General features: G+C 70.0%; 23 protein-coding genes. 4 read left to right on the top strand and 19 right to left on the bottom strand.

Features of this window, described 5'->3' with window-relative positions; all coding sequences use genetic code 11:
* Nucleotides 1-7: 7 nt before the first annotated feature.
* The 4 genes from JX005_RS02990 to JX005_RS02975 all read right to left on the bottom strand — a co-directional run bounded on the left by JX005_RS02990 (nt 8) and on the right by JX005_RS02975 (nt 5,858).
* Nucleotides 8-2,905: an FtsK/SpoIIIE domain-containing protein gene (locus tag JX005_RS02990; protein WP_214465899.1), complete on the bottom strand. Its 2,898-nt coding sequence runs from the start codon at nt 2,903-2,905 to the stop codon at nt 8-10.
* Nucleotides 2,906-2,970: 65 nt separating this feature from the next.
* Nucleotides 2,971-3,813, bottom strand: a complete 843-nt coding sequence (locus JX005_RS02985) for a PP2C family protein-serine/threonine phosphatase (protein WP_214465898.1) — start codon at nt 3,811-3,813, stop codon at nt 2,971-2,973.
* A gap of 157 nt (nt 3,814-3,970) precedes the next feature.
* On the bottom strand, nt 3,971-4,963 hold the full coding sequence (locus tag JX005_RS02980; RefSeq protein ID WP_214465897.1) for an aldo/keto reductase: 993 nt from the start codon (nt 4,961-4,963) through the stop codon (nt 3,971-3,973).
* A gap of 79 nt (nt 4,964-5,042) precedes the next feature.
* Nucleotides 5,043-5,858 carry a DUF5684 domain-containing protein gene (locus JX005_RS02975; RefSeq protein ID WP_214465896.1) on the bottom strand — a complete coding sequence of 272 codons (816 nt, stop codon included), beginning with the start codon at nt 5,856-5,858 and terminating at the stop codon, nt 5,043-5,045.
* A 178-nt stretch (nt 5,859-6,036) separates the two neighbouring features.
* Between JX005_RS02975 and JX005_RS02970 the strand changes: the two genes are divergently transcribed.
* Nucleotides 6,037-6,528 carry a DUF4282 domain-containing protein gene (locus JX005_RS02970; protein WP_214465895.1) on the top strand — a complete coding sequence of 164 codons (492 nt, stop codon included), beginning with the start codon at nt 6,037-6,039 and terminating at the stop codon, nt 6,526-6,528.
* Between the two features lie 21 nt (nt 6,529-6,549).
* Here JX005_RS02970 and JX005_RS02965 read toward each other — a convergent pair whose 3' ends face one another.
* The 13 genes from JX005_RS02965 to prmC all read right to left on the bottom strand — a co-directional run bounded on the left by JX005_RS02965 (nt 6,550) and on the right by prmC (nt 17,682).
* Entirely contained in the window at nt 6,550-7,299 is a 750-nt protein-coding gene (locus JX005_RS02965; protein WP_214465894.1) for a YaaA family protein, read from the bottom strand.
* A gap of 85 nt (nt 7,300-7,384) precedes the next feature.
* The gene (locus JX005_RS02960; RefSeq protein WP_214465893.1) at nt 7,385-7,645 is read right to left on the bottom strand and encodes a F0F1 ATP synthase subunit epsilon; all 261 of its coding nucleotides are present in this window, start codon (nt 7,643-7,645) and stop codon (nt 7,385-7,387) included.
* A gap of 34 nt (nt 7,646-7,679) precedes the next feature.
* Nucleotides 7,680-9,128 carry a F0F1 ATP synthase subunit beta gene (gene atpD, locus JX005_RS02955; RefSeq protein ID WP_214465892.1) on the bottom strand — a complete coding sequence of 483 codons (1,449 nt, stop codon included), beginning with the start codon at nt 9,126-9,128 and terminating at the stop codon, nt 7,680-7,682.
* A 22-nt stretch (nt 9,129-9,150) separates the two neighbouring features.
* Complete coding sequence (locus JX005_RS02950; protein ID WP_214465891.1) at nt 9,151-10,047, bottom strand: F0F1 ATP synthase subunit gamma; 897 nt, start codon at nt 10,045-10,047, stop codon at nt 9,151-9,153.
* 20 nt (nt 10,048-10,067) lie between these two features.
* Nucleotides 10,068-11,708, bottom strand: coding sequence for a F0F1 ATP synthase subunit alpha (gene atpA, locus JX005_RS02945; protein ID WP_214465890.1), 1,641 nt, complete (start codon nt 11,706-11,708; stop codon nt 10,068-10,070).
* A gap of 75 nt (nt 11,709-11,783) precedes the next feature.
* A complete protein-coding gene (locus tag JX005_RS02940) occupies nt 11,784-12,575 on the bottom strand; it encodes a F0F1 ATP synthase subunit delta (protein ID WP_214465889.1) in 792 nt (263 codons plus the stop codon).
* Complete coding sequence (locus JX005_RS02935) at nt 12,575-13,135, bottom strand: F0F1 ATP synthase subunit B (RefSeq protein WP_214465888.1); 561 nt, start codon at nt 13,133-13,135, stop codon at nt 12,575-12,577. The genes JX005_RS02940 and JX005_RS02935 overlap by 1 nt, the downstream gene beginning before the upstream one ends.
* A 28-nt stretch (nt 13,136-13,163) precedes the next feature.
* Nucleotides 13,164-13,412 (bottom strand): ATP synthase F0 subunit C, encoded by a 249-nt coding sequence (gene atpE, locus JX005_RS02930; protein ID WP_307858480.1) that lies wholly within the window; start codon nt 13,410-13,412, stop codon nt 13,164-13,166.
* Nucleotides 13,413-13,458: 46 nt separating this feature from the next.
* Nucleotides 13,459-14,250, bottom strand: a complete 792-nt coding sequence (gene atpB, locus JX005_RS02925) for a F0F1 ATP synthase subunit A (RefSeq protein ID WP_246533513.1) — start codon at nt 14,248-14,250, stop codon at nt 13,459-13,461.
* A 129-nt stretch (nt 14,251-14,379) separates the two neighbouring features.
* The gene (locus tag JX005_RS02920) at nt 14,380-14,910 is read right to left on the bottom strand and encodes a Cg1360 family ATP-synthase-associated protein (RefSeq protein WP_214465887.1); all 531 of its coding nucleotides are present in this window, start codon (nt 14,908-14,910) and stop codon (nt 14,380-14,382) included.
* Nucleotides 14,907-16,070, bottom strand: a complete 1,164-nt coding sequence (locus tag JX005_RS02915) for an MraY family glycosyltransferase (RefSeq protein WP_214465886.1) — start codon at nt 16,068-16,070, stop codon at nt 14,907-14,909. Before JX005_RS02915 ends, JX005_RS02920 begins: the two co-directional genes overlap by 4 nt.
* Nucleotides 16,067-16,759, bottom strand: coding sequence for an L-threonylcarbamoyladenylate synthase (locus JX005_RS02910; protein ID WP_214465885.1), 693 nt, complete (start codon nt 16,757-16,759; stop codon nt 16,067-16,069). The genes JX005_RS02915 and JX005_RS02910 overlap by 4 nt, the downstream gene beginning before the upstream one ends.
* 44 nt (nt 16,760-16,803) lie before the next feature.
* On the bottom strand, nt 16,804-17,682 hold the full coding sequence (prmC, locus tag JX005_RS02905) for a peptide chain release factor N(5)-glutamine methyltransferase (protein ID WP_214465884.1): 879 nt from the start codon (nt 17,680-17,682) through the stop codon (nt 16,804-16,806).
* Nucleotides 17,683-17,809: 127 nt separating this feature from the next.
* Here prmC and cysK (JX005_RS02900) point away from each other — a divergent pair, with 127 nt between their 5' ends.
* From cysK (JX005_RS02900) to epsC, 3 genes are read left to right on the top strand one after another with little or no spacing between them, the layout of a single operon-like run.
* Nucleotides 17,810-18,748 carry a cysteine synthase A gene (gene cysK / locus JX005_RS02900; protein WP_214465883.1) on the top strand — a complete coding sequence of 313 codons (939 nt, stop codon included), beginning with the start codon at nt 17,810-17,812 and terminating at the stop codon, nt 18,746-18,748.
* Nucleotides 18,749-18,774: 26 nt separating this feature from the next.
* Nucleotides 18,775-19,728 carry a cysteine synthase A gene (cysK, locus tag JX005_RS02895; RefSeq protein WP_214465882.1) on the top strand — a complete coding sequence of 318 codons (954 nt, stop codon included), beginning with the start codon at nt 18,775-18,777 and terminating at the stop codon, nt 19,726-19,728.
* The gene (epsC, locus tag JX005_RS02890; protein ID WP_214465881.1) at nt 19,725-20,315 is read left to right on the top strand and encodes a serine O-acetyltransferase EpsC; all 591 of its coding nucleotides are present in this window, start codon (nt 19,725-19,727) and stop codon (nt 20,313-20,315) included. Before cysK (JX005_RS02895) ends, epsC begins: the two co-directional genes overlap by 4 nt.
* 40 nt (nt 20,316-20,355) lie before the next feature.
* Here the strand turns inward: epsC and JX005_RS02885 are convergent, their stop codons facing one another.
* A complete protein-coding gene (locus JX005_RS02885) occupies nt 20,356-20,754 on the bottom strand; it encodes a phage holin family protein (protein ID WP_214465880.1) in 399 nt (132 codons plus the stop codon).
* A 202-nt stretch (nt 20,755-20,956) separates the two neighbouring features.
* Complete coding sequence (prfA, locus tag JX005_RS02880) at nt 20,957-22,036, bottom strand: peptide chain release factor 1 (protein WP_214465879.1); 1,080 nt, start codon at nt 22,034-22,036, stop codon at nt 20,957-20,959.
* Between the last annotated feature and the right edge of the window lie 14 nt (nt 22,037-22,050).

The raw sequence follows: 22,050 nt of genomic DNA, 5'->3' as shown, positions 1-22,050 counted from the left end.
AGTGACGCTAGGGGGCGGCCGGTGGGGAAGCAAGGCCACTCGGGCGACGGTTCGGCCGGACCTGTGCCGACGGAAGGACGATGCGGACGGCGTCGGCTCCGGCGGAGATCAGCCACGCCCGTCCGCGACCCGGCTCGCAGTACGGCGGCAGGGCGCGCGCGCCCGTCAGGAGGCGGAACTCGGCGGCGCACGAGGTGTCGACGACGAGGTCGTGGTCGCCGCGCGCGTCGGCGAGCAGCCGCCAGTGCCGCTGCCAGTCATCGGGCTCACCCACGACCACGATCGGCCCATCCGCCGTCACGGCAGGGTCGGCGGTGAACGCGTCCACCGAGAGAGAGCGGATGCCTCGCCCCTCCCATTCCGCCAGGGCACCCCGCGCGGCCGGCGAGCGTCGCGTCGCGAAAGCGGTCAGCCGCGCGGTGGGGTACCACTCGGGAGGCGATTCCCGCGCAGCATCCTGGTGCCGCGGCGAGACCGCGACCTGCACGAGCATGCCGTTCAGCGTCCCACGGCCGGGTGGAGCCCCGGCATCGAACGCGGAGGGGTCGCCGCCCGCGGCGATGTGCTCGGTCCGCGTGGGGAAGGGCAGCAGCAGTCGCTTCGGGAAGAGATCGGCGATTCTCGCGACGGCTCCGGCGAGGCGGTGCGCACTCGCCACGACCAGGATGTCGTCCGACCCCGCGCGACGCAGGAGCGTCTCGACGTGCTCGTGCGCCGCCTGCGCGTAGTCGGGCGGGAGGCGCATGCCGACCGCGTCGAGGTCGTCGATGCACACCACGGTCCGCGGCGGAGGCGGGGCAGCGTCCAGCGCGACGATGGCATCCCACATCGCCTCCGGGTCCGGGGGGATCCGTACGACTGCCGCCGGCGCCTGGACGGCGGCGAGGGTCACGGCGTTCGTCGCACCCCCGCCGGGACCGCCGAGCACGAGCAGGCCGCGATCGCCGATCCGCAGGGTCGCCGCTCGCTGCCGCTGGAGATGGGGTTCGTCGGCGAGTCCGAGGATGATCGCGTCGCCGACCGGTGCCTGGGTGGTCAGTTCGGCGAGTGAGAGCCGTGCAGGGAGCCCAGGGAGCCACGGGCGTCGGGGCCGGCCTTCGCCGCCCTGCGCTGCCGCCGCCTCGATGTCGGTCGCGCCTGACAGGGCGATGCGCACCGGTCGGGGCCGCGCGTCGCTCGCCCTGCGAAGGAGGGCGTGGCCGCGTCCTTCCGGACCGCCCGGCAGGAGCGCGGCTTCGTCGGTGCCGATGAGGCTGCGGCTGTCGCCGGCATCCGTCACGCGCAGGCTGATGCGCAGCGGACAGTTCGCGAGGAGGCTGTCGCGGATGACGCCCGACGCCCGCTGGGTGCCGAGCACCAGGTGTATGCCGAGCGCGCGGCCGCGGGCTGCCACATCGGCGAACACCGCATGGAGCTCGGGATGATCGCCGAGCAGCGCCGCGAACTCATCGACGACCACCACGAGCCGCGGCAGCGCGACGCGCGGATCGAGGATGTCGCGGGCGCTCGCCGCAGCCAGCTCGCCTTCACGCCACCGCACCTCGGCCCGGAGGCTCTCGATCGCCCGGCGCGCGCCGGCTCCGTCGAGGTCGGTGATCACACCCGTCACGTGCGGCACCGCGGCGAGCGCGTCGAACGCGGTACCGCCCTTGAAGTCGGCGAGCAGGAACGTCACCTCGCTCGTCGTGCGTGTGCGGCACAGGGCGAGGATCCAGGTGATGAGAAGCTCGCTCTTGCCCGAGCCCGTGACACCGGCGACGACGGCGTGCGGTCCGTCCGTGACGAGATCGATCACGGCGGGCTCGCGCCCCTCCAGACCCACGACCGCGGCGAGCGTGCCCGGCCGGTGAGGCCCCGGGTGATCGAGGACGACGTCGGCCAGCGCCACCGGGCCGCTCTCGCGGCCGCGCATGCCGAGGACCCGCTCGGCCCGGTCGGCGAGCATTCCGGCGATCGTCGTCGCCTGCTCGACCGCGAGGGCTTCGACGCGTACAGCGACCGCTTCCCCTTCACGCTCGACCGTCGCCGACTCCGGACCCCGGACGGCGAGCACCGTGGCACACCGTGGCGGCAGCGGGTCGCCCGGCGCGCACCGCCCGATCACGATGTCGGCCTCGGCGGGCACCGTCGCCCCCCGGCCGACGACGGCGAGTCGCCGGGACGCGCCGACCGCTCGGTGCGGGAGCGCGTCGAGCCAGGCGAGGTCGTCGCTCAGCTGCCCGACGACCGCGAGTTCACCGGGCGGCAGCGCGAGGCACACCTGCAGGACGAGCGCCCGCTGCACCGCTGCCGCGATCACCTCCGCGCCGACCACGACCACACCGGTTGCCAGGGGCGCCGTCACGGGCGCGTGCGACAGCTGCGCCGATCGCGCCCGGAGGGAAGCGGCCGTCGGATCGCCCTCGCCTCCCGCGACCCGCACCGCGCTCGGGATCTCCCCCTCGCCGATCACGACGACGTCGTCGCGACCCGGAGAACGGCGCCAGACCTCGTCGGCGCGTCCGAGGAAGGACGCGACATCCGGATGCCTCGCCCACGCCCGCCGGCGCTCGTCGTCGTGGCGCTGGGTCACGGCCTGAGCGACCTCGGCGTGTACGCGGGCGGCATCGGCCCGGTGACGCCGTCGGTCCCTGCGAGCGCTGCGGGCCGCATCGGCCATCGTGGCCACCGCGATCAGCGGACCGAGCGCGGCGAGCCACAGCGAGAGCACCGATCCCGTCACCATCCACAGGCCGATCGCTCCGACGACCGGGACGATCGCGGCCACGATCGGAATCGGCGGTCGCGACGGCGGCTGCCATGCCGACGGCAGGGTGAGCTGCTCGGGATGCCGGTGGCCGGCCGGGAGCGGGTCGATGGCCGGCGCCCGAGCTGTCTCGGCGGGGCGGGTGGTGGCGAAGCGCACACCTCAGTACAGAGCGGGACGCGTCCGGGAGGGGCGCGCGTCGGTACGCCGGTGGACGGTGGGCGTCAGTCGTCGCCTGGGGAGGAATCGCCGCCGGCGCGATCGCCGGCCTCACGCGCCTCGTCGTCGGCCCCGGCCCCGGCAGCCGACCCGACATCCAGCACGATGATCGTGATGTTGTCGCGGCCGCCGTTCTCGAGTGCCGCGTCGAGCATCGCCATCGCCGCGTCGGCGGGATCGGGATTCTCGTCGAGGAAGTGACGGATGCCGTAGTCGGTGAGCTCCTTGGTGAGCCCGTCGGAGCAGATCACGAACCGGTCGCCCTCGGCGACGTCGAGGCGCACGTAGTCGGGGATGACGCCTTCGCTCGGGCCGACGGCGCGCGTGATGACGTTGCCGTACGGGTGGTTCTCGGCCTCTTCGGGGCTGAGCCGGCCGGAGGCGATGAGCTCCTGCACCACCGAGTGGTCGGTGGTGATCTGCACGATGGCACCGTCGCGCACGAGGTAGACGCGCGAGTCGCCGATGTTCAGCGTGACCCAATGCGCGGTCTCGCCGCTGGTGTCGAGGTAGAGCCCGGTCAGGGTGGTTCCGGTGCCGTCGTCGGTCGCCTCGGGATGGGAGGCGATGTCCTTCACCGCACGCGACAGCGCCTTCTCGATCGCCTTCGGCGTGACGTCTCCGGCGCCCGCCACGACCTTCAGCCGGTCGATCGTGCTGGCGCTGGCGATCTCGCCGCCGACGTGACCGCCCATGCCGTCGGCGACGACGAACAGGGGGTAGGACGCGAACATGGCGTCCTGATTCACCTCGCGCCGACGACCTGTATCGGTGACGGCGGCCCACGCCAGTTCGATGGTTCCGCCCGGAACAGCTACCGAATGCGACTGGGTGGATACTTCGGGCACGCCGTTGTCCTCCCGGTCGAGTTGGCGCGACCCGGCGTCCGGGCGCGTCTTCACATACTAGTGGGTTCCTCCCCCGCCTCCTGGGCGGCGGGGCCGGATGGCGCGCCGGATGCCGGTGCTCGAGCCCGGTCCGCGCCGCGGGCAGATACGACCGGCGTCAGACCTTCGCGCCGGGGTCCTCCGGCAACGGGAAGAGCCTGTCGACGAACGCCAGATCGCCGGCCGTCGGCGCCCACGCGGTCGCCGCCGCGGCGTTGGCGCGCACCTGGTCGGGACTCGTCGCGCCGGCGATGACGCTCGCGAGCACGGGCTTCGCGAGAAGCCACCCGAAGGTCGCCTCGAGCATCGTGATCCCGCGCTCGTCGCAGAACGCCTGGAACCGCTCGAGCTCGTCCCAGGGGGCGTCCGTCCACACGTGCCGGCGCTGCCGCATGATGCGGGAGTCCTGCGGCGCGTGGTCGCGCGAGAACTTGCCGGTGAGCAGGCCGTTGTGCAGCGGGAAGTACGGCAGGAAGCCGAGCCCGAACCGCTCGGCGGCGGGAAGCACCTCTCGCTCGGCGGCGCGCGCGAGCAGGCTGTAGTGGTTCTGGGCCGACACGAACGGGATGCCGGCGCGCTGCGCTGCGACGTAGTGCGCCTCGGCGATCTGCCAGCCCGAGAGGTTGGAGTGCCCGATGTAGCGCACCTTGCCCTCGCGCACGAGGTCGTCGAGCACGTCGAGCGTCTCCTCGATCGGCGTCTCGGGATCGGGCGTATGCAGCTGGTACAGGTCGATCCAGTCGGTCTGAAGACGGGTGAGGGATGCCTCGACCGCCCGCCGCACGTACGACCGCGAGGCCTTCGCGCCGATGATCGGGAAGCCCATGTCGCGCCCGGAGTGGCCGAACTTCGTCGCGAGGACGACGTGGTCGCGCCGGCCGCGGAGGGCCTCGCCCATGAGCGACTCGGACAGCCCGGGGTCCTTGCCGTACATGTCGGCGGTGTCGAGGAATGTGACGCCGGCGTCGATCGCGGCGTCGAGCACCTCCCGCGTGCCCTCGAGGGTCTCGGTGCGCGTGCCCGCGCGGCCGAAGTTGTTGCAGCCCAGGCCGACCGCAGAAACGAGGAGTCCGGAGGCGCCGACGCGGCGCGAGGGAACGGGGGAGGTCATCCCTCCACGTTAGCCCGCGCTCGCGCAGGCGGAACGCGACGACCCCCCGCCGGCGAGGGCGGAGGGTCGTCGATGCTGCTTACGGCCGAGGAGCGTCCGGGGAGGCGGGCGGCTCGGTCGATGCGGGCGGCTCCGTCGGGGGCGGGGGCTCGGTCGCGGCCGGCGGCGCGGCGGGCGCTTCCGGCGCCGTGGGGGGCGGCGTCACCGGCGGCTCCGCGGCAGCGGGCGGAGGCGTGTACGGTGCGGCCGGGGCGGCGGGCCCCGCCGGCGGCGCAGGCGGGGCGGAGTACCCCGCGGGCGGAGGCTGGTAGCCGGCGGGCGGAGGCTGGTACCCGGCCGGCGCGCCGTAGCTCCCCGGCGAAGTGGCCGCGTTGGGCGGGAATCCGCCCGCGGGCACCTGGTTCGGGATGCCCGACCACGTCGTGTTGTCGGCGAGGAAGTTGCCCGCCCACGGTGCGGCGGGGATGGCGGTGTTCCACCGCGACTTGTCGAAGGCGTTGATGCCGAGCCACACGATCGAGAGGAAGAAGTACAGGATGAGCCAGACGGCTTCCTTCTGCAGCTTCAGGCCGACACGCCAGGCGGCGAGCAGCGTGTAGATGAACGCGGCCAGGCCGAAGAGCGGGCCGATCACCGGAATCCAATAGAGGAAGCCGGCAGCACCCCACAGGATCAGCAGCCACCACGGGTTGAGGTCGCCGAGCTTGACGAAGATCAGTGAGTTGTAGACGGGGACCCATGCGCGCCACTTGCCCTGCACGCCGGCCTTCTCGAAGATCTTCATATAGAACCACGACGTGATCACGTAGGCCGCGACCGCGAGGATGAAGAGGAAGGGCAGCAGCACCAGCCACAGTGCGATCAGCCCTCCCACTCCGTAGTCGTCGTTGGACATGAACGTCCTCTCCGGAACGATCGTCGATGTGCGCGCACATCGAGCGGGGCGCCACGCCCCGCGGGACACATGCTAGCGATGCCCGAGCGGGCATGTCAGCAGAAACGTCGCGATTCGGGGGCTGACCCCCGGCGTCGCGCTCGATACCCTGACAGGACAAGCCAGCGGAAGGATCACCATGACCGACCCCACTCCCCCCGTCCCGCCCCTGCCCGAACAGCCGGCCGCCGAAGCCGCGCGGTCCGCGGGCGCGCCGGGCGAGGCATCCGCTCCCGCCTACGACCCGGCGACCGACCCCGACAACACCGGCGTGCCCACCTCGCTGCAGGACGACGCCGCAGCGGTCGGCCGCGGGTTCTTCGCGGCGCTCTTCGACATCAGCTTCCGCACCTTCATCACCCGCCGGCTCGCGAGCGTGTTCTATGTCGTCGGGCTCATCGCGATCGCGATCGGCTTCATCGTGTACCTGGTCAACGGGATCGTCGGCGGCGCGTCGCTGCTGTGGCTCAACGTCGGCGCGGGGGTCACGGCGATCATCGCGACGGTGATCATCGTGCCGCTCGTCGCCTTCATCGCGATCATCCTGCTGCGGTTCATCATCGAGGCCGTCGTCGCGCTCATCGCGATCGCCGAGAACACGGAGCGCACGGCGCAGCACACGCGGCGCTGACCACCACGCGACCCGGACGGCTCAGGCGAACAGCTCGAGCTCTCCGGGTGCTCCCGCACGCACGCGCAGGCCCGCGGCATCCGCCCACCTCAGAAGACCCGCCGGCGAGCTCACCCGCGGCCGGTCCTCGGCGAGGCGCCGCACGAGCGCTCCCTTGGCGTGCTTGTTGAAGTGGTTGAGCGCGCGCACGGCTCCCGCCTCTGCCTCGGCGACGACCCGGACGTAAAGAGAGGGCACGGAGGCCGGCACCGGGCCCAGCCCCACGTACGCCTCCGATCGGAGGTCGAGCACGAATCGCGGCTGCTCGGCGGCGAGAGCCGCAGTGACGGCGCTCGCCCAGACGTTCCGCAGACTCGCCAGGCCCGGCAGCGACGCCGACGCCCCGAGCCGGTACGACGGGATCGGGTCGAGGGCGCCGATCGGTCCGAACGGGGCCGAGTGCACGCGCACGTGCGCGCCCAGCCAGCGACGGGAGACGGCGGGGAGGGATGCCGCGTCCAGCGCGTCGAAGAGAACGCCGGTGTACCGGTCCACCGCGGGCATCGTCGGCGCCTCGCGCAGTGCGGCGTTGACAGCGACCTCGCCGAGCTGCGTGCGGCCGAGCTTGAGCACCCGCGCGGCCTCCGCCTCGTCGGCCGACAGCGCGACGAGCGCGTCGATGACGGCGGCGCGCTGCGGTGCGAGAGAGGGAAGGGCGAGGGATGCCGCGTCCAGCGGCCGTGCCCGCCCGCCTGTCCGCTTCGTCTCGGAGGGCGGAAGAAGGATCAGCATGAGGTTCCCCATCGGTGGGCGTGGTGAACGAGACGAAACGCCCCGAGTCCGCGGACGGACTGGGGCGTTTCGGTCTGAGGGGTCGTCAGGAGATGAGCGCCGCGTTGCCGGCGACGATCGTCAGGTTGTCGCCCTCCATGGAGAGGAAGCCGTCCTGCGCGTTGGCGACGATCTTGGTGCCCGAGGTCTGGGTGATGCGCACCTGGCCCTCGGCAAGGATCGCCAGCACCGGCTCGTGGCCCGACATGAAGCCGATCTCGCCCTCGACGGTCTTGGCGACGACGAGCGATGCCTCTCCCGACCAGACCTCCGCGTCGGCGGAGACGAGACTCACGTTGAGCGGCACTTCGACTCCCTTCGGTCGCTCAGCACAGGCATGATCAGCCGTTCTCCTTCTGGATGCGCGCCCAGTTCTCCTCGACGTCGGAGATGCCGCCGACGTTGAAGAACGCCTGCTCGGCCACGTGGTCGAAGTCGCCCTTCACGATCGCGTCGAACGACTCGATGGTCTCCTTGATCGGGACCGTGGAGCCCTCGACGCCGGTGAACTTCTTCGCCATGTAGGTGTTCTGCGAGAGGAACTGCTGGATGCGGCGTGCGCGCGACACGACGATCTTGTCTTCCTCGGAGAGCTCGTCGACACCGAGGATGGCGATGATCTCCTGCAGCTCCTTGTTCTTCTGGAGGATCTGCTTGACGGCGGTGGCCACGCGGTAGTGGTCGTCGCCGATGTAGCGCGGGTCGAGGATGCGGCTCGTCGACGTCAGCGGGTCGACGGCCGGGTACAGGCCCTTCGACGCGATCTCACGGGAGAGTTCGGTCGTCGCGTCGAGGTGAGCGAACGTCGTCGCCGGAGCCGGGTCGGTGTAGTCGTCGGCGGGGACGTAGATCGCCTGGAGCGACGTGATCGAGTGACCGCGCGTCGAGGTGATGCGCTCCTGGAGCACACCCATCTCGTCGGCCAGGTTGGGCTGGTAGCCCACCGCGGACGGCATGCGGCCGAGCAGCGTCGAGACCTCGGAGCCGGCCTGCGTGAAGCGGAAGATGTTGTCGATGAAGAGGAGCACGTCCTGCTTCTGGACATCGCGGAAGTACTCCGCCATCGTCAGCGCCGAGAGGGCCACGCGCAGACGCGTGCCCGGCGGCTCGTCCATCTGGCCGAACACGAGCGCCGTCTTGTCGAAGACGCCCGCCTCCTCCATCTCGTGGATGAGGTCGTTGCCCTCACGGGTGCGCTCGCCGACACCGGCGAACACCGACACACCACCGTGGTCCTGCGCGACGCGCTGGATCATCTCCTGGATGAGGACCGTCTTGCCGACGCCGGCGCCGCCGAAGAGGCCGATCTTTCCACCCAGCACGTAAGGCGTGAGCAGGTCGATGACCTTGATGCCGGTCTCGAACATCTGGGTCTTCGACTCGAGCTGGTCGAAGTTCGGCGCCTTGCGGTGGATCGGCCAGCGCTCGGTGATCTCGATGGTCTCGCCGGGCTCGGCGTTGAGGACCTCGCCGGTCACGTTGAAGACCTTGCCCTTGGTGACGTCGCCGACGGGCACGGTGATCTGCTCGCCGGTGTCGCGCACCTCCTGGCCGCGGACGACGCCGTCGGTGGGCTTGAGCGCGATGGCGCGGACCAGGTCATCGCCGAGGTGCTGGGCGACCTCGAGGGTGATCTCGTTCGACTCGCCCTCGATCACGATGGTGGTCTTGAGAGCGTTGTAGATGTCGGGGATCGAGTCGTGCGGGAACTCGATGTCGACGACGGGGCCGGTGACCCGCGCGACGCGGCCGACGACCGCGGTCTCGGACTTCTCTGCGGTGAGGCTCATGGCTTCTTCTCTTTCGTGTGGTCTATTTGCCCGACGCCAGGGCGTCGGCGCCGCCGACGATCTCGGCGATCTGCTGCGTGATCTCGGCCTGGCGTGCGTTGTTGCGCAGGCGGGTGTAGTCGGTGATGAGCTTGTCGGCGTTGTCGCTGGCCGACTTCATCGCCTTCTGCGTGGCGGCGTGCTTCGCGGCCGACGACTGCAGGAGGGCGTTGAAGACGCGGCTCTGGATGTACACCGGCAGGAGTGCGTCGAGCACCGTCTCGGCGTCCGGCTCGAACTCGTAGAGCGGGTACACCTGAGCGGATGCCGATTCCTCGGCCTCGACGACCTCCAGCGGAAGCAGGCGCACCGTCTCGGGCGTCTGCGTCATCATGCTGACGAAGCGGTTGTAGACGAGGTTGATCTCGTCGACGCCGCCGTCATCGCCGCCGCGGTCGTACGCGTCGAGCAGAGTCGCCGCGATCTCCTCGGCCGTGGTGAAGTGCGGGGTGTCGGTGTCGCCCGTCCACTCCGCAGCCGCCTCCATGCGACGGAACTGGAAGTAGCCGACGGCCTTGCGGCCGATCAGGTAGAACACCGGCTCCTTGCCCTGCTGCCGCAGCAGCTCGGCCAGCTCGAGACCCTCACGGAGGATCTGCGAGTTGAACGCGCCGGCGAGGCCGCGGTCGGAGGCGAAGATCACGACCGCCGAGCGGCGGATGACCTCGCGCTCCTGCGTGAGCGGATGCTCGACGTTCGAGTGCGTCGACACGGCGGAGACGGCTCGCGTCACGGCGCGCGCGAAGGGCGACGACGCGCGCACACGCGCCATCGCCTTCTGGATGCGCGAAGCCGCGATGAGCTCCATCGCCTTCGTGATCTTCTTGGTCGTCTGAGCAGTGCTGATCTTCTGCTTGTAGACCCGGAGTTGTGCGCCCATTGTCTTTGTCCGGTGTCGCCTTAGCGGCGGCCCTTGACGATCTTCTCCTGGTTCACGTCTTCGGCCTCGGCCGCCGCGACCTCTTCGTGGCCCGGCTTGGAGATCGTCTGGCCCTTGCCGGCCTGGAACTCGAGGATGAACTCGTCGGTCTTCTTGGTCAGCTCTGCGACGGTGTCGTCATCGAGGACGTTGGTGTCGCGGAGGGTGTCGAGGATCGTCGTGTTGCGACGCAGGTAGTCCAGCAGCTCGCGCTCGAACGCCAGCACGTCCTCGACCTCGACCGAGTCGAGCTTGCCGTTGGTGCCGGCCCAGATCGAGACGACCTGCTCCTCCACCGGGTAGGGCGAGTACTGCGGCTGCTTGAGCAGCTCGGTCAGACGCGCGCCACGGGCCAGCTGGCGGCGGGACGCGGCATCCAGGTCGCTCGCGAACATCGCGAACGCCTCGAGCGAGCGGTACTGGGCCAGCTCGAGCTTGAGCGTGCCGGAGACCTTCTTGATCGACTTGACCTGTGCGTCACCGCCGACTCGCGAGACCGAGATTCCGACGTCCACCGCGGGACGCTGGTTGGCGTTGAAGAGGTCGGACTGCAGGAAGATCTGGCCGTCGGTGATCGAGATCACGTTGGTCGGGATGTAGGCCGACACGTCGTTGGCCTTCGTCTCGATGATCGGGAGACCGGTCATCGAGCCCGCGCCCAGCTCGTCGGAGAGCTTCGCGCAGCGCTCGAGCAGACGCGAGTGCAGGTAGAAGACGTCACCGGGGTACGCCTCGCGGCCCGGCGGGCGGCGGAGGAGCAGCGACACGGCGCGGTAGGCCTCGGCCTGCTTCGTCAGGTCGTCGAAGATGATGAGGACGTGCTTGCCGTCGTACATCCAGTGCTGGCCGATGGCCGAGCCGGTGTACGGGGCCAGGTACTTGAAGCCGGCCGGGTCGGAGGCGGGGGCCGCGACGATGGTCGTGTACTCCATCGCACCGGCATCCTCGAGCGCGCCCTTGACGGCGGCGATCGTGGAGCCCTTCTGGCCGATGGCGACGTAGATGCAGCGGACCTGCTTGTTGACGTCGCCCGAGTCCCAGTTGGCCTTCTGGTTGATGATCGTGTCGATCGCGATGGCCGTCTTGCCGGTCTGGCGGTCGCCGATGATCAGCTGGCGCTGACCGCGGCCGACCGGGATCATCGCGTCGATGGCCTTGATGCCGGTCTGGAGCGGCTCGTGCACCGACTTGCGCTGCATGACGCCGGGCGCCTGCAGCTCGAGTGCGCGGCGACCCTCGATGTTCGCGATCTCACCCAGGCCGTCGATCGGGTTGCCGAGCGGGTCGACCACGCGGCCGAGGTAGCCCTCGCCGACGGGGACCGAGAGGACCTCGCCGGTGCGCGTGACGGAGTTTCCGGCCTCGATGCCCGAGAACTCACCCAGGACGACGACGCCGATCTCGTGCTCGTCGAGGTTCTGAGCGAGGCCGAGCGTGCCGTCCTCGAACGTCACAAGCTCGTTCGCCATCACGCCGGGGAGTCCCTCGACGTGGGCGATGCCGTCGGCGGCGTCGATGACGGTGCCGACCTCGGTCGCCGCTGCCCCGGTGGGCTCGTAGGCGGCGACGAAATCCTTCAGCGCGTCACGGATGACGTCGGGGCTGATTGACAGTTCTGCCATGGTCTTCCCTTTGTTCCAAGTTCTGTGTGTGGGGGCCGTGCCCCCGAAATCTCCGCCAGCGGCGGGAAGTCTGTGCTAGCCGGCCAGCCTCTGGCGGAGGTCCGCCAGCCGAGCCGACACGCTCGCGTCGATCACGTCGTCGGCGACCTGCACGCGCAGCCCGCCCACCACGGTCGGGTCGACCACGGTGTTGATCGACACCTGGGTGCCGTACCGCTGCGACAGCACGCCGGCGAGCCGGTCGGCCTGCGCGGCATTCAGGGGCGACGCGGCGAAGACCGTGGCGACCTTGCGGCCGCGCTGGTCGGCGACGATCCGGGTGGCCCGCGAGAGCACCTGACGGACGCGGCGCTCGCGCGGCTGCTGGACGAGGGATGCCGCGATCAGCGACGTCGCCCTGCTCGCGCGCCCCGCGAGGAGGGTGTCGACGAGCGCGCCCTTGGCCGAGGCATCCCCGAGTCGGCTGCCCAGGGCGAGCTCGAGCTCGGAGTTCTCTGCCACCGTGCGGGAGAACCGGAACAGCTCGTCCGCGACGTCGGTCGAGGGCTCGGCCCGCGCCGCGGCGCGGATGGCCAGCTCCTCGACGGCGTCGACGAGGTCGGACGCGGACGACCAGCGCTGCTCGACGGCGGTCGTCAGCAGCGACGCCGTCGTTGCCGAGACCGAGCCGCCGAACACGGCGGTGACGACCTGCCGTCGCGCTGCGACGGGCGCTGAGGAGTCGGCGAGCGCGCCGCTCAGCTGCGACGAGTCGCCCACGGCGCGCGCCGCGGCGAAGAGCTCGCCGGCCACGTCGAGGTCGACGCCCGACGCGGCGTCGAGCGCCTTCGTCGTCGCCGCCAGTGCCTGAGTGGTCGCGCTGCCCATTACTTCGACGCCTTCTCTGCCTCGGATGCCTCGAGCTCGGCCAGGAAGCGGTCGACGACGGCCTGAGCCTTCGCATCGTCGGACAGCGTCTCGCCGATCACGCCGCCGGCGAGGTCGAGGGCGAGCGTGCCCACCTCGCTGCGCAGCGAGACGAGCGCGGTCTGGCGCTCCGCCTCGATCTGTGAGTGCGCGGTCGCGGTCAGGCGCGCGGCCTCCGCAGCGGCGGAGTCCTTCGCCTCGGCGACGATCTTCTTGCCGTCCTCACGGGCGGCGTCGCGGATCTCACCGGCTTCCTTGCGTGCGTCGGCCAGCTGGGCGGTGTACTCCTCGAGTGCCGCCTCGGCCTTGCGCTGGGCCTCGTCGGCCTTCGCGATGTTGCCTTCGATCGCCGCCGAGCGCTCGTCGAGCAGCTTCTTCATCCGCGGAAGGGCGACCTTCCAGAAGACGACGAGGATGATGACGAAGCACACCGACGACCAGATGATGTCGTACCACGCGGGGATGAGCGGGTTGGGCGCAGCACCCTCTTCCGCGGCGTACGCGACAAGAGCGTTCAGCATCCTGTCTCCTTAGGTCGTGAGTTGGCGATCAGAAGCCGAAGATGAAGCCGGTGGCGATGCCGATGAAGGCGAGCGCCTCGGTGAAGGCGATACCGATCCACATCAGCACCTGCAGGCGGCCGGCGAGCTCGGGCTGGCGAGCCACGCCCTCGATCGTCTTGCCGACGACGATGCCCACGCCGATGGCCGGACCGATGGCCGCGAGGCCGTAACCGATCGTTGCCAGCGAACCGGTGACATCGACGTTCACAGCGGCGAGAACCGTAGTTGCGTCCACGGGGGTGTTTCCTTTCGGTTGTGGGCGGCCTTCCGGCCGTCCCGTATCAGTGCTCTTCGGCGACCGCGAGCTGGATGTAGACCGCGGTGAGAAGGGCGAAGACGTAGGCCTGGAGCACGGCCACCAGGATCTCGAACAGCGTGAAGATGAAGCCGAACGCGAGGCTGCCGGCGCCGAGGATCGACCACCAGCCGCCCATGTCGAGGATGAAGAACTGCGTGGCTGCGAAGAAGAGCACCAGCAGGAGGTGGCCGACCATCATGTTCATGAGGAGTCGGAGCGTGAGCGTGACGGGCCGGATGATGAAGGTCGAGATCAGCTCGATCGGCGTCACGATGATGTAGATCGGCCACGGCACGCCCGACGGGAAGAGCGAGTTCTTGAAGAAGTTCTTCGGGCTCTTCTTGATGCCGGCGTAGATGAAGGTGACGTAGCTCACGATCGCGAGCGTCAACGGCACGGCGATGATGCTCGTTCCGGCAATGTTCAGGAACGGGATGATGCCCGTGAGGTTCATGAACAGGATCATGAAGAACATCGTCGTGAGGATGGGAAGGAAGCGCTGGGCGTCCTTCTTGCCGAGCAGGTCTTCGCCGATGTTGACCCGGACGAAGTCCAGGCCCATCTCGACCACGCTCTGGAACCGGCCGGGCACGACACGCATGCGGCGCGTGCCGAGCCAGAAGATCAGCACGACGGCGATCGTCGCGAGGAACTGGATCAGGTGGATCCGGTGGATCGGAACCCCAGCCAGGCTGAAGAGGATCTCCGGGAAGAACTCTTCAATCGAAGGTCCGTGGAACTCCGGCGGAGCGTCCGCGGCAAAGGGGGCGATCAGGGTCGCAGCATGAGTAAACAGCGCTGGCTCCAGCTTCGGGGCACCGGTCGAGAACCGTTGCGACGATGGTCGGTGAGCGTCACTCCGCAAATGCTCGCTGGGCGAGCGGGCGGGCGCAGGAAGAGCCTATCAAACTTGCGGGGTGCCTGAATCCGCCGCCGGACCCCCGCGCTCCGCGTCCGGTGCGGCATCGCGTCGGTCGCCCGCGTCCGGATCGGTCGGCAGCGTGACATCGCTGACGTGAGGCACGCGCATGCGGAGCAGCACCACGACGTCGACGGCGAGCGAGGCGAGAACGCTCACGACCACCGCCAGGAAGAAGACCATCGGATCGATCCACGGCTGACCGCGCAGCACCAGGAGCAGCACGATGAACACGATGAACTTGAGGATCCAGCCGCCCAGCACGATGCCGAAGAAGAGCGGCACGTAGAGCGCATCGCCGTACCAGCGGTTCGCGATGAGGATGCTGGCGACGGTGATCCCGAGGAAGGCCGCCGCGACGAGAACTCCGACGAGCGCGCTCCACAGCCCGGTCGTGCCCGCGACGAGGAAGCCGATGAGCCCGCCGACGATGGCGAGCCCGCCGGTGACGATGCCGCCCCAGATCAGGACGGTGCGCAGAATGGGTGTGCTCGAGAGGGGGCTGGGGGTGGTCATACGGCGTCCTCCAGGACGGATTCGGGAGCCGGCACGCGCCGGCGCGAGGGCAGCAGGGTCAGCACGAGGCACGCGACGACCCCGACGAGTCCGAAGGCGAGGCCCAGGAGGTAGTCCCCCGGCCATCCCTCGGACGTGCCGATGTACATGAGCAGGACCGAGAGGCTCACGATCGCGGTCCAGGCGTAGAAGATGAGCACGGCGCCGAGGTCGGAGTGCCCCATGTCGAGCATGCGGTGGTGCAGGTGCTTGCGGTCGGGTGAGAAGGGCGACTTGCCCCTGCTCATGCGCCGGACGACGGCGAGCCCGAAGTCGAGCAGCGGCAGCAGCACGATCACGACGGGCAGCAGGATGGGGATGAACGCACCGAGCAGCTGCGAGCGGCCGAACTCGTCGTTGTCGCCCACCATGGCCGGGGTGATGCTGCCCGTGACGGCGATGGCCGAGCAGGCCATGAGCAGCCCCAGCATGAGCGCTCCGGAGTCGCCCATGAAGAGCTTCGCGGGCCGCCAGTTCAGCGGCAGGAAGCCGATGCACACGCCGATCAGCACGGCGGCGATGAACGAGGCCAGGTTGAAGTAGCTGCTCTGGCCGGTGTCGCGCACGAGCATGTAGGAGTACGCGAAGAACACGCCGTTCGCGATCAGGCACACGCCGGCGACGAGTCCGTCGAGGCCGTCGATGAAGTTGACGGCGTTCATGACGACGACGATCGAGAACACCGTGAGGGTGAAGCTCACCCAGCTCGAGCCGACGGCCTGCCCGCCGATCGGCAGCGAGTAGATCTGCAGATCGCCGAACCACGTGATGATGCCGGCGGCGAGGAACTGCGCGCCGAGCTTGATCATCCAGTCGAGGTCCCACAGGTCGTCGGCGACGCCCACGACCACGATGAGGAAGGTCGCCCCGAGGATGGCCCACACCTGTCCGGGCTCGTTCCACACGATCGCGAAGAACGGATGCTGCGACGACACGAGGAACGCGGCGACCACGCCCAGGAACATCGCGATCCCCCCGAGACGGGGAGTGGGCGTCTTGTGGACGTCGCGCTCGCGGATGCCGGGATACAGCTTGTACTTGTGTCCGAGTCGCCAGACCATCCACGACAGCGCGAACGTGACCGCCGCGGTGAAGAGGATGATGAAGACGTACTGCTTCACGGGCCGTCCGGCTCGTCGCGGTCGGGATCGGGCTCGAGCAGGTCGCCCAGCACCGAGCGCAGCTGCTCACGGCTGACCGCGCCCTCGCGGAGCACCCGCACGAGCGGCTCCGCCTCGCCGACCAGGCTCGTCGCGTCGATGATCGTGGACGAGATCCCGGTCGCGGACGGACCGTCGTCGAGGTACACGGCGACGCTGTCGCCCAGCATCCCCTCCGCGTCTTCGGCGGTGATGGCCGCCGCCTTTCCGGTCCGATTCGCGCTCGAGACCGCCAGCGGGCCGGTCTCCTCGAGGAGCTCGAGCGCGATGCGGTGCGCGGGCATGCGCACCGCGACCGTTCCGCGCGTCTCGCCGAGGTCCCACGAGAGCGACGGCTGAGCCGGCAGGACGATGGTCAGACCGCCCGGCCAGAACTCCTCGACGAGTCGCTCGATGGGCTCGGGCACCTCCGCGACGAGCGCGCGCAGCGTCGCGATCCCGGCGACCAGGACGGGCGGGGGCATCTGCCGGGTGCGTCCCTTGGCGCTGAGCAGTCGCTGCACCGCGTTCGCGCTGAACGCATCGGCGCCCACGCCGTACACGGTGTCGGTGGGGAGGACGACCAGTTCGCCGCGGCCGATGGCCTGGCGCGCCTGACGCATGCCGGAGAGGAGCTGCGCCTCATCGCGGCAATCGAAGATGGGGGACATGTCGCGCACAGTCTAATCGGGGGCGTCTGGGGATCCGCGGCGCGTCAGGGGCGGATCGCGGTGGTGGCGCGGTCCCGCATAGTGAGATCGGGATGAGTGGATGCCGCGCGCCAGCCGTCCTCTGCGAGGATCCCGCGGATCGCCTCTCCCTGCCACTCGCCGTGCTCGATGACGATCGTGCCGCCGGAATGCGCCAGCCGCAGCCCCACGCCGCTCAGGACCCGGACGACGTCGAGGCCGTCCTCGCCGCCGTAGAGAGCAGCGGGCGGGTCGAAGAACCGCACCTCCGGATCGCGCGGGATCGCGGCATCCGGAACATACGGAGGATTCGATGCGACGACCGAGACCGTTCCATCGAGGTCGGGGAACGCATGAGCGAGGTCGACGAAGGCGAGCCGGGCGTTGTCGGCGCCGACGCGCTCGAAGTTCTCCTTGGTCCACACGAACGCATCGACGGAGTTCTCGGCTGCGAACACCCGGGCGTGAGGGACCTCGGTGGCCATCGCGAGGGCGATCGCGCCGCTTCCGGTTCCGAGATCGACGGCGATGGGGGCGGGGGATGCCGCGGCCGCGAGCGCATCGATCGCCAGCTGCGCCACCATCTCGGTCTCGGGCCTCGGTACGAAGACGCCGGGGCCGACGCGCAGCTCGAGGTGGCGGAAGGGCGCGAGGCCGGTGATGTGCTGCAGCGGCTCGCGCATCGCGCGGCGCTCGATCAGGGTGTCCAGCTGCTGCGCAGTATCGGCGGGAACGCTGTCGCCGCGGACGGCTGCCGCCTGCACTCTCCCGCGGCCGGTCTGCAGCACGAACGCGGCGAGGAGCTCGGCGTCGACGTCGGGATCGGGCACGCCCGCGTCCGCGAGGCGCGCGGCGGCGCGTCGCAGCAGAACGGCGACGGTCAGGGGCGAGTCGGGTGAAGCCATGGGCCCGTCCAGCCTATGCCCGGCAGGGTACCGGGCCCGGGCCAGGGCCATGTCACAGAAGGACTCACGGCACGGACATCCCCCTAGGCTTGTGCCCACCCGCCAGACCACCGCTGAAAGGCCCGAAATGACCGGCATCCATTCCGACATCACCTCCGCCTTCGGGAACACTCCCCTCGTGCGGCTGAACCGCACCGCGGAGGGCCTCGGCGGCAACGTGATCGCCAAGCTCGAGTTCTACAACCCGGCCTCCAGCGTCAAGGACCGTCTCGGCATCGCCATCGTCGACGCAGCCGAGAAGTCGGGCCAGCTTCAGCCGGGCGGCACGATCGTCGAGGCGACGAGCGGCAACACCGGCATCGCCCTGGCCATGGTGGGTGCAGCCCGCGGCTATCGCGTCGTGCTGGCCATGCCCTCGTCGATGTCGGTCGAGCGCCGGCTGCTGCTCAAGGGCTACGGCGCGGAGCTCGTGCTCACCGACCCGGCCGGCGGTATGAAGGGCGCCGTCGCCAAGGCGGAGGAGCTCGTGGCCGACATCCCCGGCGCGGTGCTGGCCCGCCAGTTCGAGAACGAGGCGAACCCGCGGATCCACCGCGAGACGACCGCCGAGGAGATCCTCCGCGACACCGACGGCGCCGTCGACTACTTCGTCGCGGGCATCGGCACGGGAGGCACCATCACCGGCGTCGGCCAGGTGCTCAAGGAGCGCGTGCCCGGCGCGAAGGTCATCGCCGTGGAGCCGGCCGACTCGCCGCTGCTGACCAAGGGCACCCCCGGACCCCACAAGATCCAGGGCATCGGCCCGAACTTCGTTCCCGAGATCCTCGACCAGGACGTCATCGACGAGGTCATCGACGTCGAGTTCGCCGACGCGATCGAGACTGCGCGCACCGTCGGCACGAAGGACGGCATCCTCGTCGGCATCTCATCGGGTGCCGCGATCTGGGCCGCGCTGCAGATCGCCGCGCGCCCGGAAGCCGAGGGCAAGAACATCGTCGTCATCGTGCCGTCGTTCGGCGAGCGCTACCTGTCGACTGCGCTGTTCGAGAACCTGCGAGAGGATTGAGTCACACCGCTCCAGAAAGGCGCCTCGTGCCAGGGATCCACTCCGACATCACCACCGCTTTCGGCGAGACCCCGCTCGTGAGGCTCAACGCCCTCACCGAAGGTCTTCCGGGTGAGGTGCTCGCCAAGCTCGAGTTCTACAACCCGGGCTCGAGTGTCAAGGACCGACTCGGCTACGCGCTCGTCAATGCCGCCGAGGCCGCGGGCGAGCTGAAGCCGGGCGGCACGATCGTCGAGTCGACCAGTGGCAACACCGGCATCTCGCTGGCGCTGATCGGCGCCGCTCGCGGCTACAAGGTGGTCCTGACCATGCCCGCGTCGATGTCGAAGGAGCGGCGCACGCTCCTGAAGGCGTACGGCGCCGAGCTCGTGCTCACCGACCCGTACAAGGGCATGACCGAGGCGGTCCAGGCGGCCGAGCGCATCGTCGCCGAGACGCCCGGCGCCGTGCTGGCGCGGCAGTTCGAGCACGAGGCGAACGCCGAGATCCACCGGCGCACGACGGCCGAGGAGATCTGGCGCGACACCGAGGGCGTCGTCGACTACTTCGTCGCCGGCTCGGGCACGGGCGGCACGATCACCGGCGTGGGCCAGGTGCTCAAGCAGCGCAACCCCGACGTGAAGATCGTGGTGGTCGAGCCGAAGGACTCCCCCATGCTGTCGGAGGGCCGCGCCGGCGGTCACCGCATCCAGGGCATCGGGCCGAACTTCGTCCCCGATGTGCTCGACCGCTCCGTCATCGACGAGATCTTCGACGTGGAGTTCGACGACGCGATCCGCGTCGCGCGCGACCTGGCCGTCCGGGAGGGCATCCTCGGCGGCATGTCGGCGGGTGCGGCAGTGTGGGCTGCGCTCGAGATCGCCGCGCGTCCGGAGGCGGCGGGCAAGCGCATCGTGGTGATCATCCCCGACTCGGGCGAGCGCTATCTGTCTACCGCGTTGTACGAGCACCTGCGCGAGCCCGAGAAGAGCGCCTCGTGAGCCGCGGCGACGGGTTCTTCGCGCGCATCCGCGAAGACGTCACCGCTGCCCGGCTGCGTGACCCCGCTGCGCGGTCGGGCGTCGAGATCGCGCTCCTCTACCCCGGTCTCCACGCGATCTGGGCCCACCGTGTGTGGCACGCGCTGTGGCGGCGCCGGGTGCGCTTCGTGGCCCGCGCGGGGTCGCAGATCACGCGCTGGCTCACCGGCATCGAGATCCACCCCGGCGCCCAGATCGGCCGCCGCTTCTTCATCGACCACGGGATGGGCGTCGTCATCGGCGAGACCGCCGAGGTCGGCGACGACGTCATGCTGTACCACGGGGTGACGCTCGGCGGTCGTCAGCGCGAGGGCGGGAAGCGGCATCCCACGCTCGAAGACGGCGTCGCCGTCGGCGCCGGCGCGAAGATCCTCGGACCGATAAGGATCGGCGCGGGATCCGTCGTCGGCGCGAACGCCGTGGTGACGAAGGATGCCCCGGCCGACAGCGTGCTCGTCGGCGTGCCCGCGAAGCCGCGTCAGCGCCGCGACGGCGAGGACACGCGCTCGATCCTCACGACCCCGGAGTACCCCGAGTACCACATCTGATGCCGGAGGCGGCGCGTATCGTGATCTCGTGCGCGCCCCGTCACTCCCGGCGGTCGGCGACCTTCCGCTTGATGAAGAGCGGCGGCAGCAGCCACGAGGCCAGCGCCGTGACGAGCCACACGATCAGCGTGCCGATGATCCACGCGACGGGGCCGTTGATGCCGATGCCGGCCGCCGGGATCAGCACCGCGATGAGCAGCGCGACGAACGTCGAGAGCAGGCCGATGCCGCCGATCAGGGCGTTGGCGTGGCGTCGCGTGATCTTGAACAGCCACGGAGCGAGGATGCTCTGCAGCACGGCGAAGATGACGACGGCCAGGAGGATCCCCCACCAGTCGTTCCAGTGCAGCGTGAACCCAGGAAGGATCAGGTCGGCTGCGATGAGGCCGAGGAAGGCCGAGACGAGGAAGATCGCCGCGCGGATGACGAGGGTTAGCACGCGCCCACCGTACCGCCCCACCCCGCCCACCGTACCGCCCGACCCCGTCGCCCGACCGCCCTACCCCGCCGCGAGACCGCATCGGTGCACCGAAACCGCCGCCACTAGTCGCTGTCTCGGTGCACGGACGCAGTCTCGGCGACAGAGGGGGTGCGGGGGGCGTGCGGGGGCGTGCGGAGCGTGCGGAGCGTGCGGGCGGGCGTCAGGCGTCGGAGCCCAGGGCGGCGAGCCGGGCCTCTTCGTCGGCCTGGATCGCCGACTCGATGATCGGCTCGAGCGCGCCGTCCATGACCTGGTCGAGGTTGTACGCCTTGTAGCCGGTGCGGTGATCGGCGATGCGGTTCTCGGGGAAGTTGTACGTGCGGATGCGCTCGGACCTGTCCATGCCGCGGATCTGAGACCTACGGGCATCGGATGCCGCGGCCTCGAGCTCCTCCTGCTGCCTCGCGAGCAGTCGGGCCCGGAGCACGCGCATGCCGGCCTCGCGGTTCTGCAGCTGCGACTTCTCGTTCTGCATAGACACCACGATCCCGGTCGGCACGTGCGTGATGCGCACGGCGGAGTCGGTCGTGTTGACCGACTGCCCGCCCGGGCCGGAGGAGCGGAAGACGTCGATCTTCAGGTCGTTCGGGTCGATGTGGATCTCTTCGGGCTCGTCCACCTCGGGGAAGACGAGCACCCCCGTGGTCGACGTGTGGATGCGCCCCTGCGACTCGGTGGCCGGCACGCGCTGCACCCGGTGTACGCCGCCCTCGTACTTGAGGTGCGCCCACACGCCCTGCGCGGGATCGGTCGACGAGCCCTTGATCGCGACCTGGACGTCCTTGTAGCCGCCCAGATCTGACTCGTTGCGCTCGAGGAGCTCGGTCTTCCAGCCCTTCGACGCGGCGTACTGCAGGTACATGCGCAGCAGGTCGGCGGCGAACAGCGCCGACTCGGCGCCGCCCTCGCCCTGCTTGATCTCCATGATCACGTCACGGGCATCGTCGGGATCCCGCGGGATCAGCAGACGCCGCAGACGCTCCTCCGCCTCGGCGAACTTCGCCTCGAGCGAGGGAACCTCCTCGGCGAACGTCTCGTCCTCACGGGCGAGCTCGCGCGCCGCTTCGAGATCATCGGATGCCGCGACCCAGTCCTCGTTCGCCTTCACGATGCGAGACAGCTCGGCGTAGCGGCGGTTGACCCGCTTGGCGCGTGCCGCGTCGGCGTGCACGGCGGGGTCGGAGAGCTCCTCCTGAACCGCCTTGTGCTCTTCGATCAGCGCCTTGACGGAGTCGAACACGCCGTTCCCTTCGA

It is taken from the genome of Microbacterium flavescens (assembly GCF_018588945.1).
GTDB lineage: Bacteria > Actinomycetota > Actinomycetes > Actinomycetales > Microbacteriaceae > Microbacterium > Microbacterium flavescens.
The sequence above is the reverse complement of the archived record's forward strand: the minus strand, read 5'-3'. Positions and strand labels throughout refer to the sequence as shown.

Coding starts and splice junctions, on each gene's coding strand:
- JX005_RS02980 (WP_214465897.1), bottom strand. CDS start 4,963: ATGACCTCCCCCGTTCCCTCGCGCCGCGTCGGCGCCTCCGGACTCCTC.
- JX005_RS02975 (WP_214465896.1), bottom strand. CDS start 5,858: ATGTCCAACGACGACTACGGAGTGGGAGGGCTGATCGCACTGTGGCTG.
- JX005_RS02970 (WP_214465895.1), top strand. CDS start 6,037: ATGACCGACCCCACTCCCCCCGTCCCGCCCCTGCCCGAACAGCCGGCC.
- JX005_RS02965 (WP_214465894.1), bottom strand. CDS start 7,299: ATGCTGATCCTTCTTCCGCCCTCCGAGACGAAGCGGACAGGCGGGCGG.
- atpD (WP_214465892.1), bottom strand. CDS start 9,128: ATGAGCCTCACCGCAGAGAAGTCCGAGACCGCGGTCGTCGGCCGCGTC.
- JX005_RS02950 (WP_214465891.1), bottom strand. CDS start 10,047: ATGGGCGCACAACTCCGGGTCTACAAGCAGAAGATCAGCACTGCTCAG.
- atpA (WP_214465890.1), bottom strand. CDS start 11,708: ATGGCAGAACTGTCAATCAGCCCCGACGTCATCCGTGACGCGCTGAAG.
- JX005_RS02940 (WP_214465889.1), bottom strand. CDS start 12,575: ATGGGCAGCGCGACCACTCAGGCACTGGCGGCGACGACGAAGGCGCTC.
- JX005_RS02935 (WP_214465888.1), bottom strand. CDS start 13,135: ATGCTGAACGCTCTTGTCGCGTACGCCGCGGAAGAGGGTGCTGCGCCC.
- JX005_RS02920 (WP_214465887.1), bottom strand. CDS start 14,910: ATGACCACCCCCAGCCCCCTCTCGAGCACACCCATTCTGCGCACCGTC.
- JX005_RS02910 (WP_214465885.1), bottom strand. CDS start 16,759: ATGTCCCCCATCTTCGATTGCCGCGATGAGGCGCAGCTCCTCTCCGGC.
- prmC (WP_214465884.1), bottom strand. CDS start 17,682: ATGGCTTCACCCGACTCGCCCCTGACCGTCGCCGTTCTGCTGCGACGC.
- cysK (WP_214465883.1), top strand. CDS start 17,810: ATGACCGGCATCCATTCCGACATCACCTCCGCCTTCGGGAACACTCCC.